This window comes from Enterococcus sp. DIV0901a (genome assembly GCF_051711525.1).
In the GTDB taxonomy this organism is placed as follows: domain Bacteria; phylum Bacillota; class Bacilli; order Lactobacillales; family Enterococcaceae; genus Enterococcus_B; species Enterococcus_B faecium.
Map to the genome: position 1 here is coordinate 1,638,317 of NZ_JBIOMW010000001.1, position 24,860 is coordinate 1,663,176.

At 38.4% G+C, this 24,860-nt stretch carries 23 protein-coding genes and 1 riboswitch; of the genes, 1 reads left to right on the forward strand and 22 read right to left on the reverse strand.

Annotated elements, in window-relative coordinates:
• Window position 1: 1 nt before the first annotated feature.
• The 8 genes from IGL70_RS07845 to IGL70_RS07880 form a co-directional block, all read right to left on the reverse strand.
• Entirely contained in the window at window positions 2–1,048 is a 1,047-nt protein-coding gene (locus tag IGL70_RS07845; RefSeq protein WP_104873788.1) for a hypothetical protein, read from the reverse strand.
• A 234-nt stretch (window positions 1,049–1,282) separates the two neighbouring features.
• Window positions 1,283–1,558 carry an HU family DNA-binding protein gene (locus IGL70_RS07850; protein ID WP_002290178.1) on the reverse strand — a complete coding sequence of 92 codons (276 nt, stop codon included), beginning with the start codon at window positions 1,556–1,558 and terminating at the stop codon, window positions 1,283–1,285.
• A 242-nt stretch (window positions 1,559–1,800) separates the two neighbouring features.
• Window positions 1,801–3,111, reverse strand: a complete 1,311-nt coding sequence (der, locus tag IGL70_RS07855; RefSeq protein WP_002296982.1) for a ribosome biogenesis GTPase Der — start codon at window positions 3,109–3,111, stop codon at window positions 1,801–1,803.
• A gap of 181 nt (window positions 3,112–3,292) precedes the next feature.
• A complete protein-coding gene (gene rpsA / locus IGL70_RS07860; RefSeq protein WP_002294406.1) occupies window positions 3,293–4,522 on the reverse strand; it encodes a 30S ribosomal protein S1 in 1,230 nt (409 codons plus the stop codon).
• Between the two features lie 134 nt (window positions 4,523–4,656).
• On the reverse strand, window positions 4,657–5,337 hold the full coding sequence (gene cmk / locus IGL70_RS07865; RefSeq protein WP_002294405.1) for a (d)CMP kinase: 681 nt from the start codon (window positions 5,335–5,337) through the stop codon (window positions 4,657–4,659).
• 48 nt (window positions 5,338–5,385) lie between these two features.
• A complete protein-coding gene (locus IGL70_RS07870; protein ID WP_002294404.1) occupies window positions 5,386–6,021 on the reverse strand; it encodes an SAG1386/EF1546 family surface-associated protein in 636 nt (211 codons plus the stop codon).
• A gap of 65 nt (window positions 6,022–6,086) precedes the next feature.
• Window positions 6,087–7,490, reverse strand: a complete 1,404-nt coding sequence (locus tag IGL70_RS07875) for a RecQ family ATP-dependent DNA helicase (protein WP_002339416.1) — start codon at window positions 7,488–7,490, stop codon at window positions 6,087–6,089.
• Window positions 7,477–8,508 (reverse strand): helix-turn-helix domain-containing protein, encoded by a 1,032-nt coding sequence (locus IGL70_RS07880; RefSeq protein WP_104765465.1) that lies wholly within the window; start codon window positions 8,506–8,508, stop codon window positions 7,477–7,479. The genes IGL70_RS07875 and IGL70_RS07880 overlap by 14 nt, the downstream gene beginning before the upstream one ends.
• 30 nt (window positions 8,509–8,538) lie before the next feature.
• Here IGL70_RS07880 and IGL70_RS07885 point away from each other — a divergent pair, with 30 nt between their 5' ends.
• Complete coding sequence (locus IGL70_RS07885) at window positions 8,539–8,760, forward strand: ferredoxin (protein WP_002294401.1); 222 nt, start codon at window positions 8,539–8,541, stop codon at window positions 8,758–8,760.
• 164 nt (window positions 8,761–8,924) lie between these two features.
• Here the strand turns inward: IGL70_RS07885 and IGL70_RS07890 are convergent, their stop codons facing one another.
• The 14 genes from IGL70_RS07890 to dnaG all read right to left on the reverse strand — a co-directional run bounded on the left by IGL70_RS07890 (window position 8,925) and on the right by dnaG (window position 24,797).
• On the reverse strand, window positions 8,925–9,662 hold the full coding sequence (locus IGL70_RS07890; protein WP_002294400.1) for a thioesterase: 738 nt from the start codon (window positions 9,660–9,662) through the stop codon (window positions 8,925–8,927).
• Between the two features lie 153 nt (window positions 9,663–9,815).
• Complete coding sequence (locus IGL70_RS07895; protein ID WP_104873789.1) at window positions 9,816–11,156, reverse strand: M20 family metallopeptidase; 1,341 nt, start codon at window positions 11,154–11,156, stop codon at window positions 9,816–9,818.
• Between the two features lie 236 nt (window positions 11,157–11,392).
• Window positions 11,393–12,916, reverse strand: coding sequence for a YfcC family protein (locus tag IGL70_RS07900; RefSeq protein WP_002290168.1), 1,524 nt, complete (start codon window positions 12,914–12,916; stop codon window positions 11,393–11,395).
• Between the two features lie 377 nt (window positions 12,917–13,293).
• Entirely contained in the window at window positions 13,294–13,905 is a 612-nt protein-coding gene (locus tag IGL70_RS07905; RefSeq protein WP_002294393.1) for an ECF transporter S component, read from the reverse strand.
• A gap of 122 nt (window positions 13,906–14,027) precedes the next feature.
• Window positions 14,028–14,152, reverse strand: a riboswitch (FMN riboswitch).
• Between the two features lie 81 nt (window positions 14,153–14,233).
• Window positions 14,234–14,950: a pseudouridine synthase gene (locus IGL70_RS07910; RefSeq protein WP_002294391.1), complete on the reverse strand. Its 717-nt coding sequence runs from the start codon at window positions 14,948–14,950 to the stop codon at window positions 14,234–14,236.
• 5 nt (window positions 14,951–14,955) lie between these two features.
• On the reverse strand, window positions 14,956–15,525 hold the full coding sequence (scpB, locus tag IGL70_RS07915; protein ID WP_002296975.1) for an SMC-Scp complex subunit ScpB: 570 nt from the start codon (window positions 15,523–15,525) through the stop codon (window positions 14,956–14,958).
• Window positions 15,509–16,279, reverse strand: coding sequence for a segregation/condensation protein A (locus IGL70_RS07920; protein WP_002298145.1), 771 nt, complete (start codon window positions 16,277–16,279; stop codon window positions 15,509–15,511). The genes scpB and IGL70_RS07920 overlap by 17 nt, the downstream gene beginning before the upstream one ends.
• A complete protein-coding gene (locus IGL70_RS07925) occupies window positions 16,276–16,647 on the reverse strand; it encodes a GNAT family N-acetyltransferase (RefSeq protein ID WP_002298147.1) in 372 nt (123 codons plus the stop codon). Before IGL70_RS07925 ends, IGL70_RS07920 begins: the two co-directional genes overlap by 4 nt.
• 18 nt (window positions 16,648–16,665) lie before the next feature.
• Complete coding sequence (gene xerD, locus IGL70_RS07930) at window positions 16,666–17,553, reverse strand: site-specific tyrosine recombinase XerD (RefSeq protein WP_104873790.1); 888 nt, start codon at window positions 17,551–17,553, stop codon at window positions 16,666–16,668.
• A gap of 95 nt (window positions 17,554–17,648) precedes the next feature.
• The gene (gene fur / locus IGL70_RS07935) at window positions 17,649–18,122 is read right to left on the reverse strand and encodes a ferric iron uptake transcriptional regulator (protein WP_002294385.1); all 474 of its coding nucleotides are present in this window, start codon (window positions 18,120–18,122) and stop codon (window positions 17,649–17,651) included.
• 104 nt (window positions 18,123–18,226) lie between these two features.
• Window positions 18,227–19,090 (reverse strand): virulence factor B family protein, encoded by an 864-nt coding sequence (locus IGL70_RS07940; protein ID WP_002290060.1) that lies wholly within the window; start codon window positions 19,088–19,090, stop codon window positions 18,227–18,229.
• Between the two features lie 407 nt (window positions 19,091–19,497).
• Window positions 19,498–21,603 (reverse strand): cell division site-positioning protein MapZ family protein, encoded by a 2,106-nt coding sequence (locus IGL70_RS07945; RefSeq protein WP_104873793.1) that lies wholly within the window; start codon window positions 21,601–21,603, stop codon window positions 19,498–19,500.
• Window positions 21,604–21,822: 219 nt separating this feature from the next.
• The gene (rpoD, locus tag IGL70_RS07950; protein ID WP_002289498.1) at window positions 21,823–22,932 is read right to left on the reverse strand and encodes an RNA polymerase sigma factor RpoD; all 1,110 of its coding nucleotides are present in this window, start codon (window positions 22,930–22,932) and stop codon (window positions 21,823–21,825) included.
• 23 nt (window positions 22,933–22,955) lie between these two features.
• A complete protein-coding gene (gene dnaG / locus IGL70_RS07955; protein WP_025476769.1) occupies window positions 22,956–24,797 on the reverse strand; it encodes a DNA primase in 1,842 nt (613 codons plus the stop codon).
• Between the last annotated feature and the right edge of the window lie 63 nt (window positions 24,798–24,860).

The window sequence follows — 24,860 nt, forward strand, 5'->3', positions numbered from 1 at the left end:
TTCAATTCCCTCTTATCTCACTGACGATTTGTTGAAATACCGTCATTGTTCTCAATAATTCTTTTTCGTTTGGACGTTGGTATCCGTCTATTATACCTATTTTTTCTAAAACAAGTATTTTTTTGCTTTTTTCTGCCAAAAAAAGAACTTTTTCCAAATACTCCATCTTTGAAATCTGTTCCAGCCAGTGGATTGGATAGCCAAGCAAGTCCAGCCACACAAAAAAGTTTTTTAGTTGGAAATCAAAAGGATATGCTTGGAGATTCCACACGAAATGAAACATCATTCCTAAAAATTTTTTCATACTAGCAGAAAGTAGATGGCCATTTTCGGTCAGATAAAAAGCTTGTTCAAACAGTTTACCATAATTTGACAGGTTTTCTGCCTCTAATTGATAAAAATAGATCATTTCTTCGATCATCCCGGCAAACGGCCGAGTCGTTAATTGCTTTTTATTTGGATAGTTTTTATACAGATTTTGCAAAAAACGATGATCACAAATCATTCCGCAACAGATAAAAGTCAAAAAGTCAATCTGCTTTCCGTCCACTTGCCGCTCGCTGATCGTTTGATCATAAACGATGCGTTCTGGCAGATTGATGGTTTGCAGCACTACACGATTTGGTAGCTGCAAAATCGTCCGCTGCGGTGTTAATGCTCGGTTTAGAGAACGGATCGATACAGGGATCATCCATAGTGATGAATCAAGGGTTGTATGTTTTTGAAAAAAACCTGCCAGATCCATGATCCCTTCATTTCCAAATCCGATGATAAACATGGATTGATTTTCGGGATAGCGTTTGACGAAATCAAGCAGGTTCTTTAATTCTGTTAAATGATTGCATTGAGTGTTGGCACAAATATACCAGTCATTGTTTGCTTGATTTGCAAATAACGGGTTGATCTTATCTGCAAACAAATCATAATAGCGCTGATTCGTTAAAAATAAGATTGGCTGATCAATGGAAAGTTCTCTTAGCTGGCTGACTAGCGTTTCTCCGTAAAACACTTTCGTCAACGCATCTTCTACTTGATAATCAAGTTCCATACGCATCCCTCCTCTTCTTATTTTTATTTTACCATTAGTAAGCAAATTCTAGAAAAGATAAGAGCAAAGCTCACCTCATAACTTGGAAATAAATAAAAATTAAATAAAATACATGTGTTTTCTATGTATGACATACGGATTCGAAATCTCTGTCTCTTATTTATTCCTTTTCTGCTAGGAAATAAAAAGAAAAGCACTTGTAGCCCTAGAGCCACAAGCGCTTTTTCAACTGTCTTATTTAACAGCGTCTTTTAATGCTTTACCTGGTTTGAATGCAGGTACTTTGCTAGCTGGAATTTCGATTTCTTCACCAGTTTGTGGGTTGCGACCTTTGCGAGCTGCGCGTTCGCGAACTTCAAAGTTACCAAAACCGATTAATTGAACTTTTTCGCCGTTAGCTAAAGCATCTTGAATAGTTGAAAATACAGCATCTACTGCTGCAGTTGCATCTTTTTTAGTTAAATCAGTAGCTGAAGCAACTTTTTCGATTAATTCTGCTTTGTTTGCCATGGATAGATTCACCTCCTCCACAAGAGATATGATAGAAATATCATTTAGTTAAAACTTTCTGAGTGGTCCAGAAGTTTAAAAAGAAATATTGATTAACTTCAATATTCTGTTATCACGATATCATATGAACCGCTTAATAGCAAGGTTTTTACCAATTTTCACATGCTTTTTTTAGTCATAGAAACGTAACAAACAAAACTGTCTTTTTCTTTTGAAAAAAAAACGTCGATATGGTAAAATGCCTATTTTCTTCTACGAGGGATAATCCGGATGGACGTCCCTTCAAAAGTAAATGCTTTTCTGATTTGATTTTCTAAGAAACGTTCATAAGAAAAATGCATCAATTCCTCTTCATTGACAAAAACGACAAATGTAGGTGGTTTGACAGCGACTTGTGTTGCATAAAAAATCTTCAGGCGTTTTCCTTTATCTGTTGGTGTTGGATTGATTGCTACAGCATCCATAATGATATCATTCAACACAGCCGAAGAGATACGAAGATTCTGGTTCATACTTACTTGTTCGATCATTTCAGGCAGACGTTCCAACCGTTGTTTAGTCACTGCAGAAACAAAAACGATTGGAGCGTAATCAAGATACCGGAATTCATCACGAATCTCTTGTTCGAAATCACGCATTGTATTGGTTTCTTTCTTTACAAGATCCCATTTATTCACGACGATAATAATTCCACGACCAGCTTCATGGGCGTAACCCGCTACTCGCTTGTCTTGTTCCCGAATCCCTTCTTCAGCATTCAGTACCATCAAAACGATATCAGAACGGTCAATGGCACGCATTGCACGCATCACGCTATATTTTTCAGTATTTTCGTATACTTTTCCGCGTTTACGCATACCAGCTGTATCGATCATTAAGAATTTCTGACCACTTTCAGAAACGAAGTGGGTGTCGATTGCGTCTCGGGTCGTTCCTTCAATATCCGAAACAATTACACGTTCTTCTCCTAAAATCGCATTGATCAAAGAGGATTTACCAACATTTGGGCGACCAATCAAACTAAACTTAATCGTGTCGTCGTCCTCTTCTTCAGTCTCTTCAGAGAAATACTTCACTGCTTCATCTAAAATATCACCAATCCCTAGTCCATGGCTTCCTGAAACAGGATAAGGATCGCCTAGCCCTAAGGAATAAAATTCATAGATATCGTTTCTCATTTCTGGATTATCTACTTTATTGACTGCTAAAATCACTGGTTTATTACTTCTGTATAAAATTTTCGCAACCATCTCATCTGCGTCTGTCACGCCTTCGCGTCCGCTGACTACACAAATGATTACATCTGCTTCTTCAATCGCGATTTCTGCTTGATGCTTGATCTGATCCATAAAAGGTTCATCGCCAAGATCAATTCCGCCTGTGTCGATCACGCTGAATTCTCGACCTAACCATTCACCTTTTGCATAAATACGATCACGAGTTACTCCAGGAGTATCTTCGACAATCGAGATACGCTCACCAGCGATGCGGTTAAAAATCGTAGACTTACCGACGTTCGGGCGGCCAACGATTGCAATTGTTGGATTTGCCATATTATTTCCTCCTCACAAGTTTCCAATCTCACTTAGTTTAACGAATGCATTGCCAACTTTCAAGCATAGATTGTCAATTAAACGAAGTATTTTTATTCCTTATTGAAATACTAATCGCTTTTCAAAAGAAAAACTGAGACAAAAGCAGCTGCTTTCATCTCAGTCACAGATACAAAATCAATTATTTTTCAGAATCATCGGTTGCTTTTTCTTCTACTTCTTCTTTCAACGCATCACCTAAAATGTCTCCCATAGTAAATCCAGTATTTTCTTCTGGTAATTCATAAGACTCAACATTTTTTGGTTCTTCTTCTGAAGCTGGTTTTTCTTCTAAAGCTTTGATACTCAATGCAATACGATGTTCTTCTGGATGGATCTCTAATACTTTCACTTTCACTTCGTCACCTTCATGAAGCACTTCATGTGGTGTCGCAATATGTTTATGTGAAATTTGAGAAATATGGACTAGCCCTTCTACTCCAGGGAACACTTCAACAAAGGCACCGAAGCTTGTCAAACGTTTAACTGTTCCGTCTAATACTGTGCCAACTGGAGCTTTTGTATCGATTTCTGACCAAGGTCCAGGCTGTGTGTCTTTGATTGACAAGGAAACACGTTCTTGTTCAGGATTGATAGACAACACTTTGACATTTACATCATCATTGACAGCCAATACATCACTTGGTTTTGCTACATGACTATGTGAAATCTCTGAGACATGGACTAGACCGTCAATTCCGCCTAGGTCGACAAATGCGCCAAAATCAGTAAGACGTGCAACACGTCCACTGAGAACATCTCCCTCATGGATAGTTGAAAGAATTTCTTTTTTCTTTTCTTCTCTTTCGTTTTCCACTACCGCTTTATGCGATAAGATCAAACGATTTTCTGATGGTTCGATTTCGATGATTTTAAAGCTCAATGTTTTGCCTTTATAGTCTGAAAAGTCTGCAACAAAATGATCTTCCACCATTGATGCAGGGACAAAACCACGTACACCGACGTCAACGACTAAACCGCCTTTGACAACATTTGTAACAGGTGCTTCGATCACCTTGCCCTCTTGGAAATCTCTTTCGATATCTTCCCAAACTTTTTTAGCATCTAAACGGCGTTTTGAAAGTAGGTAGCTGCCGTTTTCTTTATCTTTGCCGATCGTACTGATAACGACTAAGTCTAATACATCACCGACTTTTACTACTTCGCTGATATCTTCTACCGGCAAAGTTGATAATTCTTTTGCCGGAACGACTCCTTCAACTCCAGCCCCTTCGATTCCGACAATCACTTGTTTGTCTTCAATGACTAAAACTTCGCCCTTAACAACATCGCCAACTTTTACTTCTTGTACGCTTTTCATTGCGTCTTCCATTGACTGGTTGTTCTCTTGATTTTGATCAAATTCTGTCATAACACTTGTCCTCCTAACCAACATTCTGCCGTAAGTACGGTACTGTTTTTAGTTTAATTGATTATTCAAAAAAAATAAAGCGATTTCGTTCGTTTTCCTTGAAAAAACAATTGTTTTTCATTTTTTTTCTTAATTTAAAAAAGAAGATAACCTTTTTTCAAAACAACAGCTTTTATTGCTGCAACGACTTCTGGAATCGATTTGCCAGTCGTATCGATACGAACAGCATCCTCTGCTTGCTTCAGTGGAGAGACGTCCCTTGTTGAATCATAATGGTCTCTTTCCTGTATCTCTTTCGTCAGTGTTTCAAGATCAGTCGGAATTCCTTTTTCTTGGTTCTCTTTGAAACGTCTTTCTGCACGCTCACTTACGCTTGCTACTAAAAAGATTTTCACTTCTGCATTCGGTAATACAGCTGTCCCGATGTCTCTTCCGTCCATGACAACGCCACCGCGTTCCCCTATTTTTCGTTGGATAGCAACTAATTCTTCTCTGACTTTTCCATGTGCAGAGACTTCAGAAACAGCTTTTGTGACATCTGGTTGACGGATTTCTAAAGTCACATCTTTTGATGCTATGAATACATGCTGTCCATCTTCTTGTTGCGAAAAAGAGATAGGATACTTTTTGATCAGCGAAACTAGCCCTTCTTCATCTGAAAAAGATACATTGTTCGTAATAGCTAAATAAGTTACTGCGCGATACATGGCACCGGTATCTGTATAAATATAATTCAATTCTTTTGCTAATATCTTGGCAACGGTACTTTTCCCAGATGAAGCAGGCCCGTCGATTGCAATACTGATTTGTGTCATGATATAACTCCTTTTTCTCAAAAAAAAAGCCGCAAAGCGCGGCTATTATTATTTAATTCTTAATTCTTGACCAGGGTAAAGCATAAAGTTGTTTGGATCTAAGCCATTCAATTCAAACAATTGATCAGTGGTGATCCCTGCACGCTCAGCCACTTGTTTTGGACCTTCGCCTGCTTGAACAGTCGTTGTTGAACCGGCTGCAGCTGATGAAGAAGGTGTTGTTTCTGCTGCATTGCTGCTTGAATCCCCTGCTTGATAAGTTGCCTCACTTGAGGAAGTCGGTGTTGTCTCTGCTGCAATACTGCTTTCTGACGTTACACCTGTATCTTGAGACACAGTAGATTCTTCCGCGATTGTACTAGATTCTACTGTTGAAGTCTCAGTTGACTCCTCTTTTGTTGTACTTGTAGAACTTTCAACTACTGATGTCGAAGTTTCAGAAGAAGTTGCTGCTGTTGCATTGTTGCTTGATCCATTTCTGATCCAGAAATAAGCACCTGCTGGAATAGCGATACATAAGACCAGTAAAATCAAAAATAGCGAAAGAAATAATGTATTTCCTTTCTTTTGTTGTCTCTGAGAACTTCTTGATGAAACTTCATCATCTGTATCGTAGATTGGTTGTTCCCATGGTTCTTGTGTTTCGTTATTTTCTGTAGATTGATGTCTATCTTTTCTGCTCACTGTTTTACCTCCTAAACTCTATCGTGTGTATTATACCATAGGAAAAAGTGTCTTGTCCTAAAAAATCAATGTTCCATGTTTTTTTTAAATAAATTTAGTAAAATCGTTTCCCAATGAAGTTGTTCAGTCTTAGAAAAAAGCTTCCTCTTTGGCAGAAGTTCTGCTTTTGCTCCATCAATATCACAACAATTCTGCGGCTTTTCGGAGAGTTTTTCGCCAAAATAAGCTAAGATGAATTTTCTGCGGCAGTTTTCTTCATTAATATAGCGAAGCATCTGCTGCAGGCGGAATTCTTTTTCTTTTTCCTGACGTTTGAGCCGTTCCACCCAATTTTCTGGTTTTTCAGACTGCTGGATCAGCTCCATCCATTTTTTTTGCAGCTCATCAAAGGGAGCTTGCTCTGTGGCATATTCCAAATAAAGCTCAAAACTTTGTCGCTGTTCTCTAGAAAGTTGATTAAAGAAATAATGGATACGTTCATCCCCACTTTGATAAAAAAGAATTGCTGCACTTTCTTCCTGATCTCTGCCTGCTCGACCGATTTCTTGTACATAGTTTTCTAGACTGTCTGGCAAATCATAATGGACCACATAACGGATATCAGATTTATCGATCCCCATACCAAATGCATTCGTAGCAATGAGAAACTGCAGCTGATTTTTTACAAACTGCTGTTGAAGTTGTCTTCTTTGAGCTGCATCAAGACCACCGTGATAGTATCCAACTGTAAAACGTTCCCTGAATAAATGATACAATCGTTCGACTTCTTTTTTTGTTGCACAATAAATGATTGCCGCTCCTTGTGCTCTTTCCATGAAGTGTTCAAGTTCTTGTTCTTTTTGCTGCGTTTTCCGAACAAAAAGCGAGATATTTTGCCGATTGACTGATTGTCTGATCTCTTTTGGTGGTCGATCAAATAGTACATGACGTATATCTCTTGCTACTAAATCTGTTGCTGTCGCCGTTAGTGCCAGTGTGACCGGGTTTCCTAAAAGCTTTCGGATTTTTCCTAACTGTTGATATTCTGGACGGAAATCAACTCCCCATTGAGACACGCAATGAGCCTCATCTACTACATATAACGCAATATTTTGTTTTTTCAGATGCTCTAAAAGAGAAGGATTAGTCAACATTTCGGGACTCAAAAACAAAAATTTATATTGCGATAGATGACGGAGGACGTATCTTCTTTCAGATTGCGAAAGTAAACTATTGAAAGCAGTTACTCGTTTCTCCCCTCGTTTTTGTAATTGCGTCACTTGATCTTCCATTAGAGAAAGCAGCGGTGACACGATGATGACCAGACCTTCCATTAAATACCCCGTCAATTGATAGCAAAGGCTTTTTCCCGTTCCTGTAGGCAAAATAGCGAGAGTATCTTCTCCATCAAGCAACGCCTGAATAATTTCTTCTTGGCCGGGACGAAATGAATCAAATCCAAAATATTTTTTTAATTCATTTATTAACATTCTGTATCGCTTCCTTTCTCAATAGATAGATTTGATACAAACGAAATTCTCCATAATCTAATTGTCCATCTACATTCCATTCGCTAAAGCGCCACTCTCGCACGGAATCCTTATTTGGTTCCAAACGTTCGATTGTTTCTGCAGAGAGAATCCGCTCGTATGGAAAATCATCAAAAAACAAGGCCCACTCAATAAGATGATCTGTTACTGTTCCTCTTTTTAAATGACGGATTGCCATGATCTGGTCAATTGTCTGACCATTCATAAACATCTGCTTGGTGATCATCATGCTTTGATTGAAATTTTGCTGTAATAATGAATCGATCAAAGTGTGCCAAAGCGAATCTGGCCGTTTTTCGATTTGTGCTAACAAAAGGTGGATACATCTGCTTTGTTGCAGATAAACCGCTGACTCATCATCGTTTTTTGCCAGCTGATAAGGAAGCAGCCCTATTCGCTCATTTCCAGATAATTGGTTAGCTAAAAAATCTGCTGCTTCTTCTGGTATCTCCGAAAACAGCTGCACCAAACTCTCATACGCAGTATCAATCAAAATTTCACGTGGCAATTGGCTTTCACTAAGCCATTTTTTTAGTTGGAAAGTATAAAAAGGACTTGTCTCTGCTGGAAGATAGTCTTGAATACCCGTTGCCAGATTAGAAATTACTTGAACAGCAAATTTAATGAGCCGCCAACTAGTTTCCCCTGTTCTGCCATAGCGGTCAAAACGCAAACCAGTATGTTCTATTTGATGTTCGGACAACATATCAGCCCCTGCAGGCGTTAGCTTTGCTTCATTTTCATTTATTTCGATCCAACCTTGCTGCGCAATTTTTTGCAAAATTTGATAAAACTTATCCTGCTTCAATTCTGGAAAACTGTTATGGATAAACAAAAGTTCGTGGGTAAATCCATAAATAAGTACTGAAGTCGTTCGTTTTCCCACAAGGAGTTGGTAAAGAGAACTAATCCGCAGCTTGTGTCCTGATGAAAATAGCGATAAAATAAAAACAATCATATTATTCTCCTTAAGTTAGGATGGTTAGAAATGTCACTACTATGTAAACTTGTACCTGAACGCTGTATTGCATGCGGTCTTTGTCAAATCGAAGCGCCAGATATTTTCGATTATGATGAAGAAGGAATCGTTTTATTTGCCCAAGAACCAGAGGCTCATCAACAGTTCGTGATGCCGGAAGAAGAAACATATGTAAAAAAAGCGTATCAAAAATGTCCAGTTCGAGCGATTTTATTAGAAAATAAAATATAAATATAAACGAAACTTTAAAAACGTACACTAAGTTCTCTAAACTTGAAAATAAGCCGGGATCTGTTTCTCTTGTTCCGTGAAATCCCGACTTATTTTGAAAGATTCATTTGCTATCTATAGTTAATTGACTAGTTTTTTCACGGACCCTATAGGACCCATTTATATTATTTCAACTTTTTCAGCCAGTTTTCCAATGTATTGACGATCACAGTTTGCTGGTCTGCGTTAGAAATTTCTGCCTCTCCATCTCCTTTTTGCTCACCATAGCTGCCAAAACCTCCATGATTTCCGCCATTGATTGATACATACTCTGTTCTTTCCGGTAAATACTGCTTAGCTTCTTGATAAGCTTCCTGATTCAATACTTTATCTTTTGTCGCCGTGATCGATAAAACAGGGACAGCTGATTCTGTCAATGTTCCTTTTTTGTCGGGATAACTTGCCATGAAGAATACCCCTTTTAAATGTTTGTCTGAATGATTCTTATTGACATAACGACTTGCCATTACGCCACCTAATGAATGGCCACCGATCACATAATCGGAATTTGGAAAATCTTCTTTGACCTTATCCGCTTTGTTTCCGCCCATCACTGCTAGATCAAGTGGCATTTTGACAATAGCGACTGAAAAGCCGTTTTTTGCTAAATCTTGCGCCCAAATACTATAACTTTCTGGCTCTACGAGAGCACCAGGATAAAAAATAAGTAATGGAGACTTTCCATGATTCTTTTTCTCTCCTTCAAAAAATAAGTAATCTTCTTTGTTTTTTCCTTCTTTTACCAACACTTGCGCTTCTGACGATGGTTCGTACGTATTTTGCTGTATATAGTAATAACCGGCTCCACCGAGTAATCCTAAAATGATGACTAAGCCAATTAGTATTCGTCTAAATATTTTCACTTTCTCCCACCTTTTCTATCTGAGTGACCCCTTTTTCTTAATCAAGTATGATTATACCTTAAAAAAAATAAGAGAGAAATGCAAACTTTCCAGCATCAAATAAAAAAAGACGGAATATCCATTTGAATATCCGCCCTTTTTGTATGTTTATTTTTATTTAGCACATAAACGATACACAGCTTCTGCATAAATTTCCATTGCTTTATACATACTACTTAATTCCCATCGTTCATTCGCCTGGTGCATAAAGTCAGGAGTATCAGGGAACATCGCACCGAATGCCACACACTGGTTCATCGTACGAGCAAAAGTAGCGCCGCCTGATACAAACGGTTCAGTCATGTCTCCAGTAATATCGCGATATGTCCCCAATAGATTTTTCACTAACTCACTGTCTAGTGGCACGTATAATGAATCAAGGAAGTCAAATTCTTCATAAGTCAACCCATATTTTTCTGCTGTTTTAGTTAATTTAGCTACTAAATCATCTTTCTTGAATGTAACAGGGATTCTCATATCTACACCGATTTTTGTTTGTTCTGGTGTGATTTCCAAACTTGCAAAGTTCATCGTTAGCTCGCCGGATTGTTCATCTTCTGTTTTGCCCACGACAGCTTCACCAGTTGCATTTTCTTGAACTAATTTTCCTAAGAAATTGATTGGGCCAAAATCGAATACTTCTGAAAGAGCAATTGCCAGACGAGAAATAGCATTCACTCCTTGCGCTGCATCTTTCGCGTGGATACTTTTACCAAGAACGACGATGCCTTCACCTTGTTCTTCGAAATCGAATTCGTGTTTTTTCAATGCTTCTTTTACTTCAGAAAGCTTTTCTCCAGAGTAAGGAGCTGCATCAGGAACAACATTCAACGCTCCTCCAGCTTTTACAGAAAACTCGTTCGTTCCTGGTCCTGTCAAGTAAGCTTGCAATAAGCCTTTTTCTGCATAAATTAAAGGAAATTCAGCATCTGGCGCAAATCCTTGCGTAATTCCTTCTTCTTTTTCGTTATATTTTTCTAAACAACGCCATAAATTTTCTTCATCTGTACCAAAGATAAAACGAATACGTGTCTTGAATTCCACGCCAGCATCAATCAAAGCTTTGACGGCATACATTGCCGCAATAGAAGGACCTTTGTCATCTTGGGATCCGCGACCAACTAACCAGCCGTCTTTTATAATTGGATCGAATGGTTTTGTTTCCCAATTATTTTCGTCCCCTGCTGGAACAACGTCCATATGACACAAGATACCGAATAATTCATCTCCAGAGCCAATCTCTGAATAACCGTAATAGCCTTCTGGATCTTTAAATGTTCTAAATCCTAGCTTTTCACTGATTTCCAATACTTTATCCAAAGCTTCAATCACTTTTTTACCGAAGGGATGTCCTTGTCCTGAATCTGCTTCATCTAGTACGGAAGGAATTCGGATCAATTCGCTCAATGATTCTAATGCTTGTTCATGATGTTGTTCTGTCACAAATTTTTTCATGATATTATCCTCCTAATATGTTAAAAAGGGTCATGTCAAATTCCTCCGACACAACCTCTTCTTCTCAAATAATGACGTTTTAAGCCTGCTCCATCAGCAAGCAGAATGTTCTTAACAAATGATGAAAGAAAAAACACTCACTGAATGGAGCTATTGACTTGTCCACGTGCTTATCGATAGCCGTTTATCGGTTTCTTCATTCTTATGATAGACCTTGTACCTGTATTTGTCTAGGTTTAGAACATTGCTGCTACACCTAGGATCACACAGATGGCTACAAATAATATCGCAATTAATTTACCGGTAAATTTCCACCACACTGAAACATCGAAACGAGCAATTGCTACAGCACCCATTACGATAGCAGATGTTGGTGTAATTAAGTTTACTAAACCAGATGCAGATTGATAAGCAGTGATTACTAAATCCTTACCGACGCCGGCAAATTCACCCATAGGTCCCATGATTCCCATTGTTGCAGCAGCTAAGCCGGAAGTTGAAGGAATCAAGAATGACATAGGGATATAGAAAATAAATGTAATAATGATGAATACACTTGAAGATAATGAACTTAATCCTTGTTCGCCCCAATGTAAGATGGTGTCTGTGATTAATCCATTGTTCATAACCACTTGGATACCACGAGCAACAGCTACTACGATTGCTACACCGATCAAATCAGAAGCACCAGCTAAAAATTCAGAGACAAATTCAGACTCTTTCATGCCATAAGTGATTGCTACTACGATGGACATTACTAAGAATAACATAGTAATTTCTGGGAAGTACCAGTCACCTAATGGAAGCATGCTTTTACCTAGAACAGTACCTAGTACCGGAAGGTTTGTTAACCAGTTTGTCAATGATTCAAAAATCGTGAAATTCGCATTCAAGGTTGTCCAAGGAATCAAACTGATGATCATGATACCAAAAGTAATAAAGAACAATACATTAACATGTTTTTGTTTTTTCGTGATTACTTCTTGACGACCGATTGCTTCAATATCGAAATGCTTCATATCTTCTTTACGTTGGTTGTATACTAATGATTTTGTTGGATCTTTTTCGATCTTTGATGCATAACGATACACATATACAATAGAAATAGCTAACAAAATAACGAACATCAAGAATCGAAGACCAATACCTTCACCCATCGAAATCCCAACAGCTTGTGAAGCTACGCCTGTTGCAAAAGGATTTACCGTTGAAGCTAGACAGCCTACTTGAGACCCTACTAATACGATTGCTACTGCTACTACTGTATCAAAGCCTACAGCCATCATAACTGGGATCAGTAAAGCATAGAATGGAATCGTTTCTTCTGCCATTCCGTAAGTAGAGCCGCCTAATGCAAATAACAGCATCAATACTGGAATAAGCATTTTTTCTTTTCCTTTGAATTTCTTCACAACTGAAGCAATCCCGGCATCTAGTGCCCCTGTTTTGTTGATAATACCTAAAAATCCACCAACAACCAAAATGAAGAAAGAGATTGGGATTGCAGCAGGTGTTTCTTTAGTTAGCTCCCCCGCTGGTACACCTAACATCCCATTGATTGGCGCCATGAAAATATCCCACAGCCCTTGAGGATTTTGTTGTACTCGTTCATATGATCCAGCGACGATGTTGCCTGCATCGTCTACACTATAGTGCCCAGCTGGTATAAACCAAGTAAGTACAGCGATTACTGCAATAATAATAAATAAGACCGTATACGCTGAAGGCATTTGAAATTTTTTCTTTTTTGTTTGTTCCATCTTCTTCTTCCTTTCTTTTCCGTTAGAGACAACAATTTTGGCTCTAATGTTATTTTATCAAAAAGAGTATCAGAACAAAAATAATAACACGCATTTTGTAAAACTTTTGTTCAAAAAGTTCGTTTTTCCCTATTCCCTCCTCTTTTTTCAGGTTTTTAAAGCTTTCTTCTTTTTCATTGTAGCGTTTCCTTTTTTTTATAAACAAACATTTTCGTCTTTTAAAAGGAGAAGAATTTCACATTTGTAAAGAATTGATTGATTTTTATGCATAAATCAAAAAAATACTCAAAACAAACAAATAAAACGTTTACATTATTGCATGTCTTGTATTTTTTTCCAAAAAAAAAGACCAAGAAATTTCTTGATCTTTTTGATATTTATTTGACTGCTGTATGACGTTGTTCGAACTGATGTTGTTTTCGACTTAACCATGGAAGAAGTTGCGCATGCAGCACTAAAAAGACAGCGCTCACGATGAATCCTTTGATCAAGTTGAAAGGAACGATCCCAATCAGTACATAGTTTGCTAAAGACATGCCTAGCATCTGTGTTGCGTTCAGTCCTAAAAACATTAAGTAAAGAGGCGTAATAACGAAATAATTTGCGATACTCATAAAAATAGTTAGAGCGATGGTTCCTGTAATGACACCTAAAAATTTGTTTCTTCCTTTATGCTGTTTCTTTACACTAAAGAAATAATAAATCGGGAATGTAAAGATCGTTGTTGATAAGAAACTAGCAGTGTCTCCTACCAAATTATCCGGAGAAAAACCTGTAGTCAGCAGATGTAATACTGAACGCAAGAACGCTGTTGCAACTCCGGCCGCTGGACCGAATAAGAACATGCTGATCAATACCGGGATATCACTAAAATCGATCTTCAAAAAACTAAAAGCCGGCATGATCGGAAAAGCAAAATACTGTAAAACTAACGCGATCGCAGCAAACATCGCTACTGCAACCATTTTCTGTACACGGGTGTTCTTCATTTGAAATCCTCCTGTTAGGACTCCTCTTCAGCGAACTTTTTGACGTTTCTCTCCAAATGAAAAAACTCTATTTTCCAGGGAAAATAGAGTTAGAGTTATTTGATCAAGCGTCGTCAAATAAGCTCTATCTTCTTTATCCAGACTATACTGTCGGTATCGGAATTTCACCGATTCAGCTATTTTTTGCAAAATAGGTCGTGGACTATAACCACCGGTCGGGAATTTCACCCTGCCCCTGAAGACGAACCTTATATAATTTTTGTTTACATATTCATTATACATATCTATTCAAAAAACGCAACATCTAACACTTATAAAAAGTAAGTGTTCATTTTGAGTGGTTCAGCAAACTGCTGACTTCTTTTTTGTTCAGTTCACGGTAATCCCCAGGACGTAGGCCTTGTAAAGTCAGATCTCCGTATTTTTCACGTTTTAGTTTTTGCACAGGAAGACCAACTGCTTGAAGCATATTTTTCACTTGATGATTACGTCCTTCGTGGATCGTCAATTCCACGATACTGTGGTTTGTCTTAGGATCCACTGATAAAATTTGGAATTTAGCTGGAGATGTTTTTCGTCCTTCGATCTTTATTCCTTTTGTCAAAGGTGCAAGCATCGATTTTGTAGCGATCCCTTTTACCTTTGCAACGTAAACTTTATCCACTTCATGTTTTGGATGTGTCAGGCGCTGAGCAAAATCTCCATCATTTGTCAGTAGCAAGATCCCCGAAGTATCGTAATCCAGTCGACCTACAGGATAGATACGTTCTTTTACCATCGGCAAAAGATCCGTAACAACTTTTCTTCCTTTGTCATCTGCAACAGCAGAAATAACTCCTTTAGGTTTGTACAATAAATAATAACCGTATTCTTCTTGATAAATTGGGACTTCATCCACTTCCACAGTGTCATGTTTCCCAACTTTTATCCCTAATTCCCTTACAACTTGTCCGTTTACTTTTACACGTCCTGCAAGGATGAATTCTTCTGCTTTTCGACGAGAAGTGATGCCAGCGTGGGCAATTACTTTCTGCAATCTCTCCATTACAATTATTCTCCTTTATTCATTCCATCAAAGAATAGATCTGGTGACACGTCTTCTTCAAGTGAAATTTCCATTTCTTGTGTATCAGGCAGTTCTTCTAATGATTTCAAACCAAAATAATCTAAGAAGTAGCCAGTTGTTCCATATAATATCGGCCGACCTGGCCCTTCTACTCTACCTTTTTCTTCAATCAGTTTATGGGCAGCTAGACGCTGTACCGCTCCTGAAACCTGAACTCCTCGAATCTGCTCGATTTCAGCTCTTGTGATTGGCTGTTTATAAGCGATGATTGCTAAGGTTTCGACAGCGGCTTGAGATAATGTATTTGATGTCCCTTGCGCATATCGCTTAAGTAAGGGAGCCAGCTCTTTTTTAGTCGTTAATACATAATGGCTTTCCGTTTCAAAAATATGCAAAGCTGAGTGCGAGTTTTGAGTGTAAGATTCTTTTAATTCTTTCACTAAACTTGTGACTTCTGCTTCGCTGAGATTTAACAGTCCGCTTAATTCTTCATTACTGATCCCTTCCTCGCCAACAATAAAAAGAAGGGCTTCAAGTTCACTTAATTTCGTCATGTTCGGTATCTCCTACTGCTGGATAAAGCATAATTGATTCATAGTTTTCTTTTTGTTGCGCAATGATCTGCCCTTTTTTCATCAATTCTAGCAAAGCCATAAAAGTAGTGACAACTTCACTTTTAGAAGGTGACTCAAAAAAAGAATCGAAAGTACAGCCATGCGCATTTCTTTTTATACGCTCTTCGATAAATACCATTCGTTCTTCGATCGTTGTGTCATCGGGCGTGATCGTTTTTTCCACTTTTTGAGAAAATTTCTTACGTTCTAAGATTTTCTGCATGGCACGGATCAAATCGATTTTTTTGACTTGTCCTCGCTTCAACGGCTTTTCAGCATCCGCTAACCCATCGATGTTCATAGGTTCTTTTGTGTAATAAAGACTTCGTTCCTCTGCTTTTTCTGTCAGTCTTTCAGCTGCATATTTATATTTACGGTATTCTAAAAGCTGAGTGACCAATTCTTCTCGAGGATCTTCTTCCCATAATTCTTCATCATCTGTGACGAATTCTTGGACAGGAAGCAATGTCTTGCTTTTGATTGCCATCAATGTAGCAGCCATCACTAAGTATTCTCCTGCAACAGCTAGCTCTAGTGTTTTCATTGTATGGATATAATTCATATATTGCTCCGTGATCGTAGCGATCGGTATATCATATATATCGATTTCCATTTGCTGAATCAGATGAAGCAGCAGATCGAGAGGACCCTCGAATACATCTAATTTAATATTGATCTCCGTCAACTCATTCACTCTTTCTTCTTTTTCTTTGCTAGCCATTTTCCAATGTAAGGCTCTGTGATTTCAGTTGCACGGATGGAGACATCCGGGTACTTTTCCTGTAATTCATCTAACATTTGAAAGCCCATATTCTCACCGCGATAAGACGGATTCAAAGAAATGTCATGGATGATCAGCTGATCGTTCGTTGCCCAGTAAACACCAATAATCCCTTGAATGTTGGTTGAACCTTCTGGCGTAAAGAAAAAAAGTTCATAATCGTCTTCAGATTCGTACGTATCAATCTCCTTCAACAAAGAAGTTTTACCTGTCAGTTTCTTATGGAAACTCAATAGTCCCATAGCAATTTTACGGTTTTCTTTCCGGTAATGTGTTAACATCTTCTCACCTTCCTATGACTAAGCCCTTGGAAAATGCTGCTTATAAACATCCGTCATTCTTTTCTTCGTGATATGTGTATAAATCTGAGTCGTAGAGATATCCGCGTGACCTAACAATTCCTGTACTGTCCGCAAATCAGCTCCATTTTCTAGCAGATGTGTGGCAAAGCTATGCCGCAGCGTATGTGGTGTTACTTCTTTGTAAATCCCAGCCTCTCGTACTAGCTGCTTCAGATTTTTCCAGATTCCTTGCCGAGAAAGACCTTTCCCATGATTATTGACAAATACATGCATTTCAGATGCGTCCTTTACAAGTAATGGACGTGCTTCGTCTAAGTAGCGTTCCAGCCATTGGATCGCATAATCACCTAAAGGAATGATCCGCTCTTTATCTCCTTTTCCAACTGTCTGTACCAGTCCAAGAGAAAGATGAAGATCTCCCAATTTCAATCCAATCAATTCACTGACGCGCATCCCAGTAGCATACATGACTTCCAAGATTGCACGATCTCTTATCCCTAACGTTTTTGACGTATCAGGTGCTTCAATCAGCTTTTCTACTTCTGTCAGAGTCAATGTACTTGGTAATTTCTGTGCTTTCTTCGGCGTATCGATATGTTGCATCGGATCATGATCAGTGATACGCTCTTGCCGTAAAAACTGATGGAATCTTCTGAGACTTGAGATCATCCGAGTAACAGTTGCTGTCGCTTTTTTTTCTTCATGCAACTTCTCCAGAAAACGGATGACTAAAAAGCGATCGACATCCTGCCATGAAGCAATTTTCTGCTCCTGTAGAAAATGCAAGTACTGTTCCAAATCACGTTCATAGCTTTGTCGTGTATTGGCGGACAATCCCCGTTCAATATTCAAGTAGTGGAGATAATCGTTGATTTGCTCTTTCATAATAATCCCCCTCATGCCTCTCTATCATATCAGATACCGCTTCATTCTGATAGTCTTTTTCCATAATCTGAGCAAAGAAAAAGCCGTCTAGACACTCAGACGGACTGGTTTCTTTTTTCTTTTTCATAACATTCCTGACAGATTCCATGGAACGTCAGCCGATGATCTTTTACTAAAAAATGATAACGTTCTTCTACTACTTGCTCCACTTCAAGTAAAAGATCCTCTTCTACTTCCTCGATCGTGCCGCAGTTCAAGCATAGTAAATGATGATGGAAATGTTTGGCGCCTTCTTTTCTCAAATCATAACGGGCTAATCCATCATTAAAACTTACTTTATCGACAATTTTCAATTCTGTCAAGATTTCAAGGGTTCGATAAACAGTAGCAAGTCCAATTTCCGGACTCTTTTTTTTCACTAAAAAGAAGATTTCTTCTGCAGATAAATGCTCTTTCTCATTTTCCAAAAGCACAAGCAGAGTGGCTTCTCTTTGCGGTGTCAGCTTAAACCCCGCTTCATGTAGCTGCTGTTTTGTTTTTTTCATCGCCGAAATAGCATTCATGACCATTTACTCAACCCCAACAATTTATAATAATTACAAATAAAAAAAGATATAACACTATGTTAATTAAAATTATTATAAGCTAGTTAAGAAAAACATGCAAGGGATTCTCAATTAGATTTTTTGACTAGTTTTGTCACACCGTTTTCTTGTGTAATCAATCCTTGTTTCAAAAGATTACCTAATGCGCGCTTAAATGCTCCTTTGCTGATACCAAAAGCTTTCATGATTTCTTCTGGATCCGATTTATCTGTAAAGTTGATTTGCTGATCTGCAGAACGTTCTAAAATGGTTAAAATCATTTGTGCATCATCTGATATAGCTTCATATGCTCTTGGCTTCAATGAAAGATTCAGTACACCGTCTGGTCGGACACCAATCACTCGACCTTTTATCTGCTCGCCTAGACGAGGTTCATTATATCGTTCAGAAGGATGGATAAACCCAAGATAGAAATCTTCCGTTAAAACGTACGTACCTGTTAATTTCAAGCGGTATGCTGTTCCTATCACATCTTTGTTTTTCATTTCTTCTGTTCCATATTTGCTTAAAGATTTGAATATTTTTTCATCTGCTAAACTGCCCCAAATACGGTCTTTTGCATCAACTCTAAGGGAAATCATCAAGCGATCCCCTTTTTTAGGCCATAGCTCTGTCATTGTCGGCAATTCATCAAGAGATACGACAAAGTCTTTATCTGGAAGACCGATATCGACAAACGCACCTAAATCTTTTCGTGTAGCAGTAACGATTCCAAAAGCGTAATGACCGATACGGCTTTTAGGAATTTGTGTAGTGATCCGATTTTCATGTTTTTGATTTTGGTAACCGAATCCTTCAACTGCTTCACCGATTTTGTGTTCACCTTCTGATTTGCTTAAGCCAAAGGTTTGTCCGTTTTTTTGGACAAAGTAGTTTTTTTCATTTTCATCAATAATAATACCTGTAAATATAGTTGCTAATAAATCGTTCATTTTTTTCTCCCTCTATAGTGAAAGGTTTTCTTAATACATTTCTTTGCTATCATAACATAATGTTTTCTGATTGAATAGCTGACCCTTGCTTAAGGGAAATGAAAAAGGGAGTATGACAAAAATTGTGTCACATTCCCCTTTTTCGAGCAAGCGGTATTCAATCAGTTAGTCTTCGGTACTAGATCAAAAAGCGGGAAAATATGAGAAGCTGATTTTCCTGTTTTTTTCTCTAATACTCAGAATAAAATGCTGATTTTACAATCTCTTTCTTAAACGGTGTTCTCTTGCCAACTCTGACTCACAATTCACAATAGTCAGTCATAAACTATGAGAAGCTGTTTTTTGAAATTGTTCCTTGTTACTCAGAATTAAACGGCAGGCTCACAGCCTCTTTCATTTGCCTAAAATTAATTGCTCCCATTTCCTCCGAACCATCCAGTTTTACAGTTGATGGTTACGATGTAAAATGGCAAAGCACTTTCTCCAATGCCTTTCATCAATGCAGATTTTGTTGAAGTGGCATATAGATTGTAATAGCCTTCCCCATTTTCGATTCTGGCTTTTTCTAATCTGTATCCTCCTTCAACGATATATCCACGTTGGATACATGTAGCAATCACTTTGCTTTGGACACCTGGTGCCCACGTCCATGCTGGATTAGATGCATCGGCAATATCACTTGCTCTGGCAGATTTGATTGGCTGATTCGCTGAGTTTGAAGAGGAAGGGGTCGAGGATGCCGCTTCTTGCTGTGCTGCTTGTGCGACCGCAGCTTGTTGAGCGGCTTGAGCTGCAGCTGCTGCTTGAGCGGCTTGTTTTGCTTGTTCTTCAGCTGCTTTTTTCGCTTCTTCTGCTTTTTTCTTTTCCTCTTCTTCTTTTTTCTCTTTATCAGTGAGCATCTTATCTACTTGTTTCAATTGTTCATTCAACTGAGCAGATAGATCTGTATTTTTCACTTTTTCTACTGCTTCTTTTGCCGTCTTGTATTGGTCGCGTGTTGCTGAATCCACTACTTTTCCGTCTTTAAAGACTATAGCTGTTTTTTCTTTAGCTGTTTGCAATTCAGCATATTGATTTTTAGCTTCTGTTTGTGCTTGTTGAATCAATTTTCCAAAATCTGTGTTATCCGTTTCGATTGCTTGGATCTCTTTATCTGCTTTCAACTTGATGTCATCTGCTAGATGATCATCGACGATGGCAGGTGCTATGAACCACTCATTCACTTTTTGGATATCTCGGATCTTAGATTGGATATCTTGGTAAGTTGTTTCTAACTCTGAATATCCTTTTTCATTCTTAAGACTGGATAAATCATTTTTTAGTTTTGATAAATCTTGATGAATCATATCTGCACGAATAAATTGATGGTGATCATCTGTATAAAAGGCAGCAAGTTTCTCATGAAGTTCTTCCATTTGTTGCTGTCTTTTTGCTTCTGCTGCTACTTCGGCTTCTACTTTTTGATGATGGTCATAATAAGCCCAGCCTCCCCCACCTAGTAGAAGAACTGCTGCTAAAGCGAGATACGGCACTTTTTTTGATTTTTTCTTTTGTGTCTTATCTAAATCTTTTTTTTCTGGGTTTGATTCTTGAGGCGTTTTTTCAGTATTTGGCACGATTGTTATTGGTTCTGTTTCTGCTTCAATCAGCTCAGGCTGGTTCTCTTCTTTTTCTATTTTAGCTTCAAGAGCAGTGCTATCTTCACTTGCAGATTGAGTTTCAGCATCGGCTTCATTATTTATTCCATCCGACTCTGTTGCCTTCTTGTCTGCTTTTTCGAGCATTTCTTTTTTATCTGCTTCCGGCAACCCATTCGATTTCTCGTCTTCTGATTGTTTTTCAGACAATGTTTCAGTTTTTTCCGGGATATCCGTTTTTAGATCATTCGTTTTTAATGATTCTTTACCTGCAGCGTTTACTCCACTAATGTCTTTTTCAGTGTCTTTTTCAGCTTCATGTTCTGGCTCTACTTTGTTTTCCTGTGCAATTTTTTCACTGATCATTTTGAGCAGCTCTTTCGCGTGCTCTTCTTTTGTATCTTCACGATGTGCTTTGATATAAGCGGATAGTATCGAATTTTCTTCCTCATTATCGACGATTTCTTTCAGTTCAGCTACTCTTCTTTTTTGTTTTGATTCAAGCGTTTCTTCTTGATTCTTTCCTGATTCTTCCGAAGTCTCATGAACAGTTGCTTTCTTCTGTTCATTTTTCTCTATATTAGTTACTTGATCGTGAGTAGGTGGTTCTTCGTCTTCTGGTTCTGCTTTTTCGAATAATTCCATTACAGATTCTAGAGGTAAATCTTTCAATTCCGACCATTCGATTGGATCGTTTAATTCTGTATCAGGAAAGACTGCATCTTCAGTTGATTTATCCTGCATAGCTGCATCTGTATTTGTTTCTTCAATTGATTCTTTTATTTGCTGATCTTCTGCAGTTAGTTGATGACCGCAGTCTGGACAGATAGTATTCTGCTCCATTTTTTTCGATCCGCAATTTGGACATTTTTTCATCACTTAGCGATCGGCTCCTTTACTAGGTTTACGCTACCATTTAATCTATCATATTCTATACGTCACGCCAATAGCTTATTTTTAGGATTTACTTAAAAATAATGAATGAATTTCCTTCCTATAGAAAAAAAAGCTTGAGACTGCGTAGTCTCAAGCTTTTTTTCTTTTAAAATAAACCAAACAGTTTTACTGATTTCTCTTCTGGTCAATAGTTCATGCTTATTCTAAGAAATCTTTTAATTGTTTTGAACGAGAAGGATGGCGCAATTTTCTTAATGCTTTAGCCTCGATCTGACGAATACGTTCCCGAGTAACACCAAATACTTTCCCTACTTCTTCCAATGTTCTCGTCCGGCCATCATCTAAACCAAAACGTAAACGAAGGACATTTTCCTCCCGGTCAGTCAATGTATCTAGTACATCTTCCAATTGTTCTTTTAGTAACTCATAAGCTGCGTGTTCTGCTGGACTTGTTGCTTCCTGGTCTTCTATGAAATCACCTAAGTGAGAGTCATCTTCTTCACCGATTGGCGTTTCAAGTGAAACAGGTTCTTGCGCGATTTTCAAGATTTCTCGGACTTTTTCTGTTGGAAGATCCATTTCCGCACCGATTTCTTCTGGCGTAGGTTCTCTTCCAAGGTCTTGCAGCAATTGACGTTGGATACGTATCAATTTATTAATTGTTTCAACCATATGAACTGGAATACGGATCGTACGTGCTTGGTCAGCGATTGCTCGAGTGATGGCTTGACGAATCCACCATGTAGCATAGGTTGAAAACTTAAATCCTTTGCGGTAGTCAAATTTTTCAACTGCCTTCATCAGTCCCATGTTTCCTTCTTGGATCAAGTCAAGGAACTGCATACCTCGTCCTACATAACGTTTAGCGATACTTACTACTAAACGAAGGTTTGCTTCTGCCAGACGCTGTTTCGCTTCTTGGTCGCCTTCTTCGATTTTCAATGCTAACGCTACTTCTTCTTCCGCAGTTAAAAGGGAGACACGGCCAATTTCTTTCAGATACATACGAACCGGGTCATTGATTTTTACACCGGTTGGCGCAGATAGATCTTCTGTTTTTGCTTGTTCAGCTTTTTTCTCAGCACTCTTCAAGCTGTGAATTGATGGATCACCATTTTCATCCACCACACTGATACCTGCGTCTTCAATCTTTTGGATCAATTTGTCCATTTCATCTGCATTCAAAGTGAATGGTGTAGCAAGCTGATTGGATAAATCATCATATACAACTTGTCGTTTGGGTTTGTTTTCTTTGATGAAAGCTGCTACTGCTGCTTCATACGTTTTTTTATCTGTTCCATTTGCCATAAAAGAAGGCCCCCCTTGAGTAGCTATTTGGCTTGTTTTAACTGTTTCGTTAAATTGATGATTTCAATCGTCAATTCAAGCTCAAGCTGTTTGTTTCCAGTTCGTCTGGCTTCTTGCTGCATTTGTTTTTTTAATGTTATTTCATCAGCTAAGCCAGATTTGCTGATCACATCTAGCAAGTCTTGGATTTCTCGTGGCGAACTTTCTTCTGCCACCGGTAAATATTCGATTTCCACCACCAACCGCCTTAAATTTTCATCTTGCAAAAAGTCTAAAAACTCTGCAAGGTTGAATTCATAATGTTGTGAGACATATGCATCGAATAAAAAATAAACTTCTGCATATGCATCATGAATAAACTGAAATTCTCGTTCTTTTAAAATATTACGGACAGAAACTTCTTTAAATGCACGATATAATAGAATCTGCTCTGCCTTTTCTACTTGCGTCAATGGTCTCTTTTTTCGTGCAGTTTCTTGTCTCGTAACCTGAGTGTGTTGACTTTCCTGAGGTTCTTGACGATTTTGCTGATTTGTCCTTCGAAGATCGCGCAGTTGTTTTTGTATCGTCTCTCTGCCGATCTGAAACTCTGTTGACAGTTGAGATAGATACATATCTTGTTCGATTGGTGAAACAACTCGACTAAGTTCAACTAGTAATTCTTCGAGGTATTCGATCTTGTCTTTTTCATTATCTAAATTTTTCCCTTGTTTTAAATAACGTGATTTAAAAGTAAAGACTGTTTCGCGCCCATGAGCCACTAATTCTTGGAAAGATGCTTCTCCATACTTACGCAGATATTCATCCGGGTCGAGTTTTTCTGGAACGACTACGACAGAAAGTGCTAAGCGACTGTTTTGCCGAAGCAATTCAATGCCTCGATTGGTTGCTTCAAAACCTGCGTTGTCTCCGTCATAGCAAAAGACCAATTCTTTCGTCAGCTTTTCCATTTGTTGGATCTGTTGAGCTGTTAGACTTGTCCCCATAGAAGCTAATCCAGTTTTGATACCAGCCTGCCATGCAGCAATCACATCCATAAACCCTTCGAACAACAAAATTTCTCCGTTTTTCCGGATATCGCTTCTTGCTTTATCAAGATTAAATAAAACTTGTCTTTTATTGAACAGTTCTGTTTCTGGACTATTCAAGTATTTGGGCTGATCTTTTTCCTGCCCTTTTTCAGGTGCAAGCCAGCGTCCTGAAAAACCGATCGTCTGGCCTTGAGAATTACGAAGTGGAAACATCACTCTTTGATAAAAACGATCAGACATACGGCCATCATCATGCGTGACAAACAATCCAGAGCGTTCTAACAATTCATTTGAAATTGATTCATTCTTGAATACTTGCTGAAGAAAAGAACGCTCATTAGGTGCAAAACCTATGTTGAATTCTTCAATTAATTCTAAAGACAACCCACGATTTTGCAAATATTCTAAAGCTGGCTGTCCAGCTTTTGTATGCAATAGCATGTGATGATAGATTTCCGCTGCTTTTTCATGAGCAGCAATCAGTTTCCCCGTAGCAGATTCAGGATTTTGGACAGCTATAGTACGCTGACGCCATTGATCTTCTAACGGTATCTGTTCGAAGTCTGCCACTTTTACCACTGCTTCTGGAAAACTTAGACCTTCTAGTTCTTGAAGAAAAGTAAACACGTTTCCGCCCTTACCACAACCAAAGCAATGAAAAATCTGCTTGTCTTCTGCAACAGAAAAAGACGGTGTACGTTCTTCATGAAAAGGGCACAGCCCCAAGTAATTTTTACCAGATTTTTTCAACTGGACATATTGTCCAATCACCTCAACGATATTCGTTTGACTGCGTACTGTTTCGATAACCTCTTGAGGAATCCGTTGAGCCATTTTTTCACCCCCTGCTCTATTGATATCTTTTGGGTTTAACAGAAGATATTTCAGGAGAATAAC

Excerpts from the sequence above, each read along its gene's own strand:
- rpoD (WP_002289498.1), bottom strand. The coding sequence starts at position 22,932 with ATGGCAAATGGAACAGATAAAAAAACGTATGAAGCAGCAGTAGCAGCT.
- rpsA (WP_002294406.1), bottom strand. The coding sequence starts at position 4,522 with ATGACAGAATTTGATCAAAATCAAGAGAACAACCAGTCAATGGAAGAC.
- IGL70_RS07845 (WP_104873788.1), bottom strand. The coding sequence starts at position 1,048 with ATGGAACTTGATTATCAAGTAGAAGATGCGTTGACGAAAGTGTTTTAC.
- IGL70_RS07885 (WP_002294401.1), top strand. The coding sequence starts at position 8,539 with ATGTCACTACTATGTAAACTTGTACCTGAACGCTGTATTGCATGCGGT.
- IGL70_RS07895 (WP_104873789.1), bottom strand. The coding sequence starts at position 11,156 with ATGAAAAAATTTGTGACAGAACAACATCATGAACAAGCATTAGAATCA.
- IGL70_RS07910 (WP_002294391.1), bottom strand. The coding sequence starts at position 14,950 with ATGGAGAGATTGCAGAAAGTAATTGCCCACGCTGGCATCACTTCTCGT.
- IGL70_RS07945 (WP_104873793.1), bottom strand. The coding sequence starts at position 21,603 with ATGAAAAAATGTCCAAATTGCGGATCGAAAAAAATGGAGCAGAATACT.
- cmk (WP_002294405.1), bottom strand. The coding sequence starts at position 5,337 with ATGACACAAATCAGTATTGCAATCGACGGGCCTGCTTCATCTGGGAAA.
- IGL70_RS07850 (WP_002290178.1), bottom strand. The coding sequence starts at position 1,558 with ATGGCAAACAAAGCAGAATTAATCGAAAAAGTTGCTTCAGCTACTGAT.
- der (WP_002296982.1), bottom strand. The coding sequence starts at position 3,111 with ATGGCAAATCCAACAATTGCAATCGTTGGCCGCCCGAACGTCGGTAAG.
- IGL70_RS07940 (WP_002290060.1), bottom strand. The coding sequence starts at position 19,090 with ATGAACGATTTATTAGCAACTATATTTACAGGTATTATTATTGATGAA.
- fur (WP_002294385.1), bottom strand. The coding sequence starts at position 18,122 with ATGGTCATGAATGCTATTTCGGCGATGAAAAAAACAAAACAGCAGCTA.
- xerD (WP_104873790.1), bottom strand. The coding sequence starts at position 17,553 with ATGAAAGAGCAAATCAACGATTATCTCCACTACTTGAATATTGAACGG.
- IGL70_RS07925 (WP_002298147.1), bottom strand. The coding sequence starts at position 16,647 with ATGTTAACACATTACCGGAAAGAAAACCGTAAAATTGCTATGGGACTA.
- dnaG (WP_025476769.1), bottom strand. The coding sequence starts at position 24,797 with ATGGCTCAACGGATTCCTCAAGAGGTTATCGAAACAGTACGCAGTCAA.
- IGL70_RS07905 (WP_002294393.1), bottom strand. The coding sequence starts at position 13,905 with ATGAAGAACACCCGTGTACAGAAAATGGTTGCAGTAGCGATGTTTGCT.
- IGL70_RS07900 (WP_002290168.1), bottom strand. The coding sequence starts at position 12,916 with ATGGAACAAACAAAAAAGAAAAAATTTCAAATGCCTTCAGCGTATACG.
- IGL70_RS07880 (WP_104765465.1), bottom strand. The coding sequence starts at position 8,508 with ATGATTGTTTTTATTTTATCGCTATTTTCATCAGGACACAAGCTGCGG.
- IGL70_RS07875 (WP_002339416.1), bottom strand. The coding sequence starts at position 7,490 with ATGTTAATAAATGAATTAAAAAAATATTTTGGATTTGATTCATTTCGT.
- scpB (WP_002296975.1), bottom strand. The coding sequence starts at position 15,525 with ATGACGAAATTAAGTGAACTTGAAGCCCTTCTTTTTATTGTTGGCGAG.